Source organism: Enterobacter sp. Taxon_8, from assembly GCF_058354585.1.
Window position 1 is genome coordinate 3,738,533 of the sequence record NZ_CM177989.1, and the last position, 11,266, is coordinate 3,749,798.

General features: G+C 55.4%; 8 protein-coding genes. 4 read left to right on the plus strand and 4 right to left on the minus strand.

Annotated elements, in window-relative coordinates; translation table 11 throughout:
* Window positions 1–112 precede the first annotated feature (112 nt).
* Window positions 113–982, plus strand: coding sequence for a polyamine aminopropyltransferase (gene speE / locus AC4IBF_RS17815; protein WP_039265690.1), 870 nt, complete (start codon window positions 113–115; stop codon window positions 980–982).
* Window positions 983–1,777: an adenosylmethionine decarboxylase gene (gene speD, locus AC4IBF_RS17820; protein WP_008501953.1), complete on the plus strand. Its 795-nt coding sequence runs from the start codon at window positions 983–985 to the stop codon at window positions 1,775–1,777.
* A gap of 31 nt (window positions 1,778–1,808) precedes the next feature.
* Here the strand turns inward: speD and yacL are convergent, their stop codons facing one another.
* Window positions 1,809–2,171, minus strand: a complete 363-nt coding sequence (gene yacL / locus AC4IBF_RS17825) for a protein YacL (RefSeq protein ID WP_023310423.1) — start codon at window positions 2,169–2,171, stop codon at window positions 1,809–1,811.
* A gap of 190 nt (window positions 2,172–2,361) precedes the next feature.
* A complete protein-coding gene (gene acnB / locus AC4IBF_RS17830) occupies window positions 2,362–4,959 on the minus strand; it encodes a bifunctional aconitate hydratase 2/2-methylisocitrate dehydratase (protein WP_252093407.1) in 2,598 nt (865 codons plus the stop codon).
* 397 nt (window positions 4,960–5,356) lie between these two features.
* Between acnB and AC4IBF_RS17835 the strand changes: the two genes are divergently transcribed.
* A complete protein-coding gene (locus AC4IBF_RS17835) occupies window positions 5,357–6,916 on the plus strand; it encodes a DUF3300 domain-containing protein (RefSeq protein ID WP_133293792.1) in 1,560 nt (519 codons plus the stop codon).
* A gap of 10 nt (window positions 6,917–6,926) precedes the next feature.
* Window positions 6,927–7,718, plus strand: coding sequence for a DUF2950 family protein (locus AC4IBF_RS17840; protein WP_252093406.1), 792 nt, complete (start codon window positions 6,927–6,929; stop codon window positions 7,716–7,718).
* Window positions 7,719–7,770: 52 nt separating this feature from the next.
* On the opposite strand, the gene lpdA is transcribed toward AC4IBF_RS17840, so the two are convergent.
* Window positions 7,771–9,195 (minus strand): dihydrolipoyl dehydrogenase, encoded by a 1,425-nt coding sequence (lpdA, locus tag AC4IBF_RS17845; protein ID WP_003856313.1) that lies wholly within the window; start codon window positions 9,193–9,195, stop codon window positions 7,771–7,773.
* 175 nt (window positions 9,196–9,370) lie between these two features.
* Window positions 9,371–11,266 carry a pyruvate dehydrogenase complex dihydrolipoyllysine-residue acetyltransferase gene (gene aceF, locus AC4IBF_RS17850; RefSeq protein WP_491462994.1) on the minus strand — a complete coding sequence of 632 codons (1,896 nt, stop codon included), beginning with the start codon at window positions 11,264–11,266 and terminating at the stop codon, window positions 9,371–9,373.

The window sequence follows — 11,266 nt, forward strand, 5'->3', positions numbered from 1 at the left end:
TTCCCGACGCCTCCTGTTGAACCTCTGGCCGTGCAACCACGGTTAGAGTTAGCTATCATGTTTCGCTCATTTTTTGCGAGCGTAACGGATGTTTACACAGGAGGAGTTCGCTATGGCCGACCACACGTTGTGGCATGAAACATTGCATGACCAGTTTGGTCAGTACTTTGCCGTTGATAACGTGCTCTATCATGAGAAAACCGATCACCAGGATCTGATCATCTTCGAGAATGCTGCCTTTGGCCGCGTGATGGCGCTGGACGGCGTTGTGCAAACCACCGAGCGCGACGAGTTTATTTATCATGAAATGATGACCCACGTCCCGCTCCTGGCGCACGGTCACGCGAAGCATGTTCTGATTATTGGCGGCGGCGACGGCGCAATGCTGCGTGAAGTGTCCCGCCATCGTTCCATTGAAACCATCACCATGGTGGAAATCGATGCGGGCGTCGTCTCTTTCTGCCGCCAGTACCTGCCCAACCACAATGCCGGCAGCTATGACGATCCGCGCTTTAGCCTGGTGATTGACGACGGCGTTAACTTTGTTAACCAGACCTCGCAGACCTTTGACGTGATTATCTCCGACTGCACCGACCCTATTGGCCCAGGCGCATCGTTGTTCACTTCCTCTTTCTACGAAGGCTGCAAGCGCTGCCTGAACCCGGGCGGGATCTTCGTCGCACAAAACGGCGTCTGCTTCCTTCAGCAGGATGAAGCGCTGGACAGCCATCGCAAGCTCAGCACCTATTTCGAGGATGTCAGCTTCTATCAGGCGGCCATTCCGACGTACTACGGCGGGATCATGACCTTTGCCTGGGCAACGGATAACGACGTATTACGCCATCTCTCCACCGAAATTATTCAGGCCCGCTTCCATCAGGCAGGTCTTCAGTGCCGATACTACAATCCGGCTATTCATACCGCAGCGTTTGCTCTGCCGCAGTACCTGCAAGACGCATTATCCACTAAGGGGGTGAGCTAATTGAAAAAGCTTAAACTGCATGGCTTTAACAATCTGACCAAAAGCCTGAGTTTTTGTATTTACGATATCTGCTATGCCAAAACAGCGGAAGAACGCGATGGTTACATCGCCTATATCGACGAACTCTACAACGCCAACCGTCTGACCGAGATCCTGTCAGAAACCTGTTCCATTATCGGCGCAAATATCCTGAATATCGCCCGACAGGATTATGAACCCCAGGGCGCGAGCGTGACCATTCTGGTCAGCGAAGAGCCGGTTGACCCGAAGCTTATCGACAAAACGGAACATCCGGGCCCGCTGCCGGAAGTGGTTGTTGCCCACCTGGATAAAAGCCATATCTGCGTCCATACCTACCCGGAGAGCCATCCGGAAGGTGGGCTGTGTACGTTCCGCGCCGATATTGAAGTGTCGACCTGCGGCGTGATTTCCCCGCTGAACGCGCTGAACTATCTCATCCACCAGCTGGAATCGGATATCGTCACGATTGATTATCGCGTACGCGGTTTTACTCGTGATGTCAACGGCATGAAGCACTTCATCGACCACGAGATCAACTCCATACAGAACTTTATGTCCGAGGACATGAAATCGCTGTACGACATGATGGACGTCAACGTGTATCAGGAAAACATCTTCCATACCAAGATGTTACTTAAGGAGTTCGACCTTAAGCACTATATGTTCCACACGAAGCCGGAAGATTTGAGCGAAGAAGAGCGTAAGGCGATTACTGACCTGCTCTGGAAAGAAATGCGCGAGATTTACTACGGCCGTAATATTCCGGCCGTGTAAGAACAAGCCGGAGCAGGGATGCTCCGGGCTGTTATTTCTGTTTCATGAAATCACGGTATGCATTCACCACCTGAAGGAAGTCTTCTACGCCGCACATCGACAGGCTCTCTTCGTCATAGTAGCTCATCCCCTCTTCCATCTCGTCACCTGAAAACTCGAGCTGGTTGGCACGCACCATGACCTCTTCACCATCCATCCACAGCGTGTATTCGTGCCCGGCGCGCTGCCAGGATCGTTCACTGCCTTTTACCGTATTTGCCGCCTGTTCAACCTCATCAAGAAGTGCGAGGTTTTCTTTCACCTCTTCGTTAAACCAGTGTCCAACGGCTTCGTGGCCCATCGACATACGCACTTTCACCACTCCGGTGATGTCGCGCAGAAATTCGTAATCCATAGTGTTTTCCTCTGCAAAGCCATTAAGGTAATTATCGCAGCAGCGAGGAAGAAAAAAAGCGTGAGAGGTGGGAGGAATGAAAATAAAAAGGTGAGAGCAAGACCCTGCGGCCTGATGCCCTCACCCCGTCCCTCTCCCACAGGAGAGGGTGCAAACACTAAAAACCGTCTCGTGGAGACGGTTTTGCTGTTTATACTGCCGTCTGGAAGATAACCCCGTCAGCCTTCTCGGTGTATTGAGAGAGCTTGTCGAAGTTCAGATAGCGGTAGGTATCAACCGCAGTCTTATCCACCTGAGCCACGAAGGTCTGGTACTCTTCCGGCGTTGGCAGTTTGCCAATCAGCGCCGCAACCGCCGCCAGCTCAGCAGAAGCCAGGAAGACGTTCGCACCGGTACCTAAACGGTTCGGGAAGTTACGGGTCGAGGTGGAAACCACCGTCGCGCCGTCGGCTACGCGCGCCTGGTTACCCATACACAGGGAACAGCCAGGAATTTCGATACGTGCACCGCTCTTACCAAACACGCTGTAGTATCCCTCTTCGGTCAGCTGAGCCGCATCCATACGGGTCGGCGGAGCCACCCACAGACGGGTTGGCAGCTGTCCTTTGTGGGTATCCAGCAGCTTACCGGCTGCGCGGAAGTGACCAATGTTGGTCATGCACGAACCGATGAACACTTCGTCGATCTTCTCGCCCTGAACTTCAGACAGCGGACGCGCGTCGTCCGGATCGTTCGGTGCACACAGGATTGGCTCTTTGATATCCGCCAGATCGATGTCGATCACCGCCGCGTACTCTGCGTCGGCATCGGCTTCCAGCAGTTGCGGATCGGCCAGCCATTTTTCCATGCCCTGGATACGACGCTCCAGCGTACGACGGTCGCCGTAGCCTTCTGCAATCATCCACTTCAGCAGCACGATGTTAGAGTTCAGATACTCAATAATCGGCTCTTTATTGAGCTTGATGGTACAGCCCGCAGCTGAACGCTCGGCGGAGGCATCGGTCAGCTCGAACGCCTGCTCAACCTTCAGATCCGGCAGACCTTCAATTTCCAGGATACGGCCAGAGAAGATGTTTTTCTTCCCTTTCTTCTCAACGGTCAGCAGACCCTGTTTAATCGCATACAGCGGGATCGCGTGAACCAGGTCGCGCAGGGTGATACCCGGCTGCATTTTACCTTTGAAGCGCACCAGCACCGATTCCGGCATATCCAGCGGCATTACGCCGGTCGCCGCAGCAAACGCTACCAGTCCGGAACCCGCCGGGAAGGAGATACCGATTGGGAAACGGGTATGGGAGTCACCGCCGGTACCCACGGTATCCGGCAGCAGCATACGGTTCAGCCAGGAGTGGATTACGCCGTCACCCGGACGCAGGGAAACACCGCCGCGGTTCATTATGAAGTCTGGCAGCGTGTGGTGCGTGGTCACGTCAACCGGCTTCGGATACGCCGCAGTGTGGCAGAAGGACTGCATCACCAGATCGGAAGAGAAGCCCAGGCACGCCAGGTCCTTCAGTTCGTCGCGGGTCATTGGGCCAGTGGTGTCCTGAGAACCTACTGAGGTCATCTTCGGCTCGCAGTATGCGCCAGGACGAACGCCGGCGACGCCGCAGGCGCGACCGACCATTTTCTGTGCCAGAGAGTAACCGCGATTGCTCTCCGCTACGTCTTTCGCGTGACGGAATACATCACTATGCGGCAGACCCAGCGCTTCACGCGCTTTGGTGGTCAGGCCACGGCCGATGATCAGCGGAATACGACCACCGGCGCGCACTTCATCGATCAGCACGTCGGTTTTCAGCTCAAAGCTTGCCAGCAGTTCGTTGGTTTCGTGGTTACGCACTTCACCTTTGTAAGGGTAAACATCGATCACGTCGCCCATGTTCAGGTTAGAGACGTCCACTTCGATCGGCAGTGCGCCCGCATCTTCCATGGTGTTGAAGAAGATCGGTGCAATTTTACCGCCGAGGCACAGACCGCCGCCGCGCTTGTTTGGCACGTGCGGAATATCGTCGCCCATGAACCACAGCACGGAGTTGGTCGCGGACTTACGGGAAGAACCGGTACCCACAACGTCACCCACGTAGGCCAGCGGGAACCCTTTTTTCTGCAGGGCTTCGATCTGTTTGATCGGGCCAACGCTGCCAGGCTGATCCGGCTCAATGCCTTCACGGGCGTTTTTCAGCATCGCCAGGGCGTGCAGAGGGATATCCGGGCGAGACCACGCGTCCGGTGCCGGAGAGAGGTCATCGGTGTTGGTTTCACCGGTCACTTTGAAGACGGTAACGGTGATTTTTTCAGCCAGCGCTGGACGGTTCAGGAACCATTCGGCATCAGCCCAGGACTGCATCACCTGTTTCGCATAGACGTTGCCCGCTTTGGCTTTTTCTTCCACATCGTAGAAGTTATCGAACATCAGCAGCGTAGACGAGAGCGCTTTAGCGGCAATCGGTGCCAGCTTGTCGTTATCCAGCGCGTCAATCAGCGGATGAATGTTGTAACCACCCTGCATGGTGCCGAGCAGTTCAATGGCTTTTTCAGGAGTAACCAGTGGGGAGGTGGCTTCGCCTTTGGCGATAGCAGCAAGGAATCCGGCTTTTACGTAGGCAGCTTCATCTACGCCAGGCGGTACGCGGTTGATCAACAGATCTAACAGGAATTCTTCTTCGCCCTTAGGCGGGTTCTTCAGCAGCTCGACGAGCGCGGCCATTTGGGTTGCATCTAAAGGTTTGGGTACAATTCCCTCGGCGGCACGTTCTGCTACGTGCTTACGGTATTCTTCTAGCACGACGGTTCTCCTCGCTCTCATTGTCATATGCGGCGGGCGTTCTCTTCACGCTCCTGTGAGACAGCAGTTTGTAGGGTAAATGCCCGATACCGCGTCGGGCAGCATAGCAGGATTTCTGCACAGTGTTAATCCGTTTACAAAAAAGCAACATTAAAAAATTTGCTGAATCGTTAAGCATGGTGTAGCGGGGATTTAGGCCATCATTTGCGGTTTCTTCTGCACCGTGACGCTTCAGGTTTTCCTTCATCAGATATAATTGTGTAATAAATACTCACACTCTTTATCCGGACGTACCGGACGCTTCCCAATAAAAGTCAAAACGGTAAAAGGCGGGTGAATAATACTCACGCCAACCGTAACGCCTCACGGCACAGCGCTTGTCTCGTTGGAGTCTTTTATGAAGTTGCCCTTTAAGCCACATCTGCTCGTCCTTCTGTGCAGTGCCGGGCTGTTTGCCGCCTCGGGCGTCATGTTTGTCAAAAGCCGCGCAACGGAACCCGCTGCGACAGCCCCCGTCGCACAACAGCCGGCTGCATCGGACGCGCCTGCCGCAGCGCAGCCCGCCCCTGCTGTCGCGCCAACCTACACAGCCGCACAAATCGATCAGTGGGTTGCCCCCATTGCGCTCTACCCTGACGCTCTGCTGTCGCAAATTTTGATGGCGTCGACCTATCCGGCCAACGTGATTCAGGCGGCGCAGTGGTCCAAAGACAACCCTAAAATGGAAGGAGACGCCGCGATTCAGGCCGTTGCCAGCCAGCCCTGGGATCCGAGCGTAAAATCGCTGGTCGCGTTTCCTCAGCTTATGTCCCTGATGGGTGAAAACCCGCCGTGGGTACAAAATCTGGGCGATGCGTTTCTCGCGCAGCCGAAAGACGTAATGGATTCCGTTCAGCGCCTGCGCGCGCTGGCACAAAAGACCGGCGCTTTACAATCCACGCCTCAGCAGACGGTTACCACCGTGACTAAACCGGCACCAGCGAAAACCAGCGCCACCGAGGCAACAACAACAACCACGTCTGCGCCCGCCCCTACGGTTATCAAAATTGAATCTGCCGATCCGCAGGTCGTTTACGTCCCCACCTATAACCCCAATACGGTTTACGGGACCTGGCCCAACACCGCGTATCCTCCCACCTATCTCCCCCCCACGCCCGGAGAGCAGTTTGGCAACAGCTTCGTTAACGGCTTAGGTTTCAGCCTGGGCGTTGCCACAACCTATGCCATCTTCAGCAACATCGACTGGGACGACGACGATGACTGGGACCACCATCATGACGGTGACTGGGATAATCACGGCGGCTATAACCGCAACGGTGATAACAACATCAATATCAACGTTGAGAACTTCAATAAAATCAGCGGTCAGCGTCTGACGGACGCCAACCGTACCTGGCAGCACAACCCGGCCTATCGGGAAGGCGTGCCCTATCCGACTAACCAGCTCAACAGTCGCTTCCACTCCACCAGCACGGCGACAGGGCTCAGTTCAACGCAGCAAAAACCGGTTAACCGGGACAGCCAGCGTCAGGCGGCCCTGAGCCAGATGGAGAAATCCACGGGTAAAACCTTTCCCCAAACGGCGCGCACCGGCACGAAAGATGTTCAGCGTCAGGCCTCAAGTGAACAGCTGAAGCAGATTTCCCAACGCAATAACTACCGTGGCTACGACACCAAACCGCAGACGACGAGGCGGAGCACCACGCAGCAGCGAGAAAATCGTCAGGCTGTAACCCAAAGACAAGAGAAACGGGTTTCGCAGCCCGCGCAGCAACGCACTCTGCAGCAGCGAAACAGCCAGCCCCGGGCCAATGCGCTGAGCGGCAACGACAGCCGCTCCGCGAACTGGCAGGCGCAGCAGCAGCGTGGTGCGCAAAGCAGGCAGCTTGCCGCTCGCCAGCAGCAGCGTCAGGCGTCTGGTGGACGCGCTGAACGCCGGGAAATTCGACATCGCTAAGGGAACCGACATGAAAAGTAAACTACTCAGCGGAATGGTGTTGTTCATGCTTTCGGCCCCTGTGATGGCGCAGCAGTCCTTCAGCACGCCCGATCGGGCGACCGATGCGCTAGCCAACGCCATCAGTGAGCAAAATGAGAGCGCGATGAGCAATCTGCTTGGAGAGAACTGGCGCGATTTTCTGCCCCCTGAAGGCGTTGATCCTGATGCCGTCGATCGCTTCCTGCGCGACTGGAAAGTCCGTCATAAGACCGTTATCGAAGGGGATACGGCGCATCTGGTTGTCGGAGACAGCGGCTGGCAGCTTCCCATCCCGGTGATCAAAACCACTGCAGGCTGGCAGTTCGATATCAAAGAAGGGGCTGAAGAAATCCTGACCCGCGAAATTGGGCGTAACGAGCTCGCCGCCATTGAAGCCTTACATGCCTATGTTGATGCGCAGCAAAGCTACTTTGCAATGAACCAGAAATACGCGCAGAAAATTGTCAGCTCGAAGGGGAAAAAAGACGGTTTGTACTGGCCCGCCTCCCCCGGCGAAGCGCCCAGTCCGCTCGGACCGGCATTTAGCCCAAAAGAGCCAGGTACCGGCTATCACGGCTATCGCTTCCGCATCCTGCCGGATAATAACGGTTTCGCGATGGTGGCCTGGCCGGTCAGCTACGGCCAGACGGGCGTCATGAGCTTTTTGATAAGCCAGGACGACAAGGTGTACCAGTCCGATCTCGGCAGCGATACAGAGCAGAAAGCCCGTGCGCTAGCCGCTTATAGCCCTGATAAAACCTGGCAGCCTTTAGCACCCTGAACGCAGCGCATAAAAAAAGCGGCCATTGGCCGCTTTTTTCATCTGAAGAAACTTATTTCTTCTTCGCTTTCGCGTTTGGCAGGTCGGTGATGCTGCCTTCAAACACTTCTGCCGCCAGGCCCACGGACTCGTGCAGAGTCGGGTGAGCGTGGATGGTCAGCGCGATGTCTTCAGCGTCACAGCCCATTTCGATAGCCAGACCGATTTCACCCAGCAGCTCGCCGCCGTTGGTACCGACAATCGCACCACCGATCACACGGTGAGTCTCTTTGTCGAAGATCAGTTTGGTCATACCGTCTGCGCAGTCGGATGCGATAGCACGGCCAGAAGCAGCCCACGGGAAGGTGGCGGTTTCATAGCTGATGCCTTTCTCTTTCGCTTCTTTCTCAGTCAGACCAACCCATGCCACTTCTGGCTCGGTGTACGCGATAGATGGGATCACTTTCGGATCGAAGTAGTGCTTCATGCCGGCGATAACTTCAGCGGCAACGTGACCTTCGTGAACACCTTTGTGCGCCAGCATTGGCTGACCGACGATATCGCCGATAGCAAAGATGTGCGGCACGTTAGTGCGCAGCTGCTTGTCAACGCGGATGAAGCCACGGTCGTCCACTTCCACGCCAGCTTTGCCCGCGTCGAGGTTTTTACCGTTCGGTACACGACCGATAGCCACCAGCACGGCGTCGTAACGCTGTGGTTCGGATGGGGCTTTTTTGCCTTCCATGGAAACGTAAATACCGTCTTCTTTCGCTTCAACGGCAGTCACTTTGGTTTCCAGCATCAGGTTGAATTTCTTGCTGATGCGTTTGGTGAAGACTTTAACGATGTCTTTGTCGGCAGCCGGGATAACCTGGTCGAACATTTCAACCACGTCGATCTCTGAACCCAGCGCGTGGTACACGGTACCCATTTCCAGACCGATGATACCGCCGCCCATAACCAGCAGACGCTTAGGAACGGTTTTCAGCTCCAGCGCATCGGTGGAATCCCACACGCGTGGATCTTCATGTGGGATGAATGGCAGTTCGATTGGGCGAGAGCCTGCCGCGATAATCGCGTTGTCGAAGTTGATCACGGTTTTGCCGTTTTCGCCTTCCACTTCCAGGGTGTTCGCACCGGTGAATTTACCCAGACCGTTTACCACTTTCACTTTACGGCCTTTGGCCATACCCGCCAGACCGCCGGTCAGCTGAGTGATAACTTTCTCTTTCCAGGTACGAATTTTGTCGATATCGGTTTTCGGCTCGCCGAAGACGATACCGTGTTCAGCCAGCGCTTTGGCTTCTTCGATAACTTTCGCTACGTGCAGCAGCGCTTTAGAAGGGATACAGCCGACGTTCAGACAAACACCGCCGAGGGTGCTGTAACGTTCTACGATGACGGTTTCCAGACCTAAATCCGCGGCGCGGAATGCTGCGGAGTAACCTGCCGGGCCTGCCCCAAGTACTACGACCTGAGTTTTGATTTCTGTGCTCATCATGACCTCTTAATTTATACCCGTCGTCCACCGGGTCGTTCTATCCGCCCGCAGTTTACAAAATTGTTAACAATTTTGAAACAACAAACGGCTCACGAATTGTCGCTTTCGCCAATAACCTCACAAACACCATGAGATTATCAGAAAAAAGCCGGCCGACTGGCCGGCTTTTCGATTACATCACCAGGCGGCGAATGTCGCTCAGCATGTTGTTGATGATGGTGATGAAGCGCGCACCATCAGCACCGTCGATCACGCGGTGGTCGAAGGACAGAGAGATTGGCATCATCAGACGCGGTACGAACTCTTTGCCATTCCACACCGGCTCCATCGCGGACTTAGACACACCGAGGATAGCCACTTCCGGCGCGTTCACAATCGGCGCGAAGTGGGTGGTACCCAGGCCGCCGATGCTGGAGATAGTGAAGCAGCCGCCCTGCATTTCGCCGGCAGTCAGCTTACCATCGCGCGCTTTCTTGGAGATCACGGTCAGTTCACGGGACAGCTCAGTGATGCTCTTCTTGTTCACGTCTTTGAAGACCGGAACAACCAGACCATTTGGCGTATCAACCGCAACACCGATGTTGATGTATTTCTTCAGCGTCAGCTTCTGGCCGTCTTCGGACAGGGAGCTGTTGAAGCGTGGCATCTGTTCCAGAGCCGCAGCAACCGCTTTCATGATGAAGACCACTGGGGTGAATTTCACGTCCAGTTTACGCTTCTCAGCTTCGGCGTTCTGCTGTTTACGGAACGCTTCCAGATCGGTGATATCGGTTTTGTCGAAGTGCGTAACGTGCGGGATCATCACCCAGTTACGGCTCAGGTTCGCACCAGAGATTTTCTGGATACGGCCCAGTTCCACTTCTTCGATTTCGCCGAACTTGCTGAAGTCCACTTTCGGCCATGGCAGCATGCCCGGGATACCGCCGCCAGCGGCTGCAGCTGGTGCAGCTTCGGCGCGTTTCACCGCGTCTTTCACGTAGGTCTGAACGTCTTCGCGCAGGATACGACCCTTACGGCCGGTCCCTTTCACTTTCGCCAGGTTAACACCGAATTCGCGCGCCAGGCGACGAATCAGCGGCGTCGCGTGGACGTAAGCGTCGTTTTCAGCGAACTCTGATTTTTCTGCTTTTGCAGCAGGGGCAGCGGCTGGTTTAGCAGCCTGAGCCGGTGCAGCAGCCGGTACTGGAGCAGCCGCGGCAGCCGGAGCTGCGGCAGGCGCAGCTCCTTCCACTTCGAAGACCATGATCAGAGAGCCGGTAGACACTTTGTCGCCGGTGCTGATTTTGATCTCTTTAACGGTACCCGCGAATGGCGCAGGGACTTCCATAGAAGCCTTGTCGCCTTCAACGGTGATCAGTGACTGTTCAGCGGCAACTTTGTCGCCCACTTTCACCATCACTTCTGTGACTTCAACTTCGTCACCGCCGATGTCCGGTACGTTAACGTCTTTCGCGCCGCCAGCAGCGGCTGGTGCTGCGGCCGGAGCCGGAGCAGCGGCCTGTGCAGGCGCGGCAGCAGGTGCAGCACCTGCCACTTCGAAGATCATGATCAGGGAGCCAGTAGACACTTTGTCGCCGGTGTTGATCTTGATCTCTTTAACGGTACCCGCAAACGGTGCTGGCACTTCCATAGAGGCTTTGTCGCCTTCTACGGTGATCAGTGACTGCTCGGCCGCAACGGTATCGCCCACTTTCACCAGGATCTCAGTCACTTCAACTTCGTCACCGCCGATGTCAGGCACGTTCACTTCTTTCGCGCTCGCGGCAGCTGCTGGAGCAGCGGCGGCCGGCGCGGCTTTCTTCTCTTCCTGCGCAGGTGCAGCAGCGGCTGCACCGTCGGCGGAATCGAAAATCATGATCAGTTTGCCAGTCTCGGTTTTATCGCCAACAGAGACTTTGATCTCTTTAACGATGCCAGCCTGAGGAGACGGGACTTCCATAGAGGCTTTGTCGCCTTCTACGGTGATCAGCGACTGTTCAGCTTCAACTTTGTCGCCTACTTTGACCAGGATCTCGGTGATTTCAACTTCATCAGCCCCGATGTCCGGTACATTGATTTCGATAGCCAT

What these genes read in the sequence shown, in the direction of transcription:
- lpdA (WP_003856313.1), bottom strand. Translation starts at nt 9,195, where the DNA reads ATGAGCACAGAAATCAAAACTCAGGTCGTAGTACTTGGGGCAGGCCCG.
- AC4IBF_RS17835 (WP_133293792.1), top strand. Translation starts at nt 5,357, where the DNA reads ATGAAGTTGCCCTTTAAGCCACATCTGCTCGTCCTTCTGTGCAGTGCC.
- speE (WP_039265690.1), top strand. Translation starts at nt 113, where the DNA reads ATGGCCGACCACACGTTGTGGCATGAAACATTGCATGACCAGTTTGGT.
- aceF (WP_491462994.1), bottom strand. Translation starts at nt 11,266, where the DNA reads ATGGCTATCGAAATCAATGTACCGGACATCGGGGCTGATGAAGTTGAA.
- yacL (WP_023310423.1), bottom strand. Translation starts at nt 2,171, where the DNA reads ATGGATTACGAATTTCTGCGCGACATCACCGGAGTGGTGAAAGTGCGT.
- AC4IBF_RS17840 (WP_252093406.1), top strand. Translation starts at nt 6,927, where the DNA reads ATGAAAAGTAAACTACTCAGCGGAATGGTGTTGTTCATGCTTTCGGCC.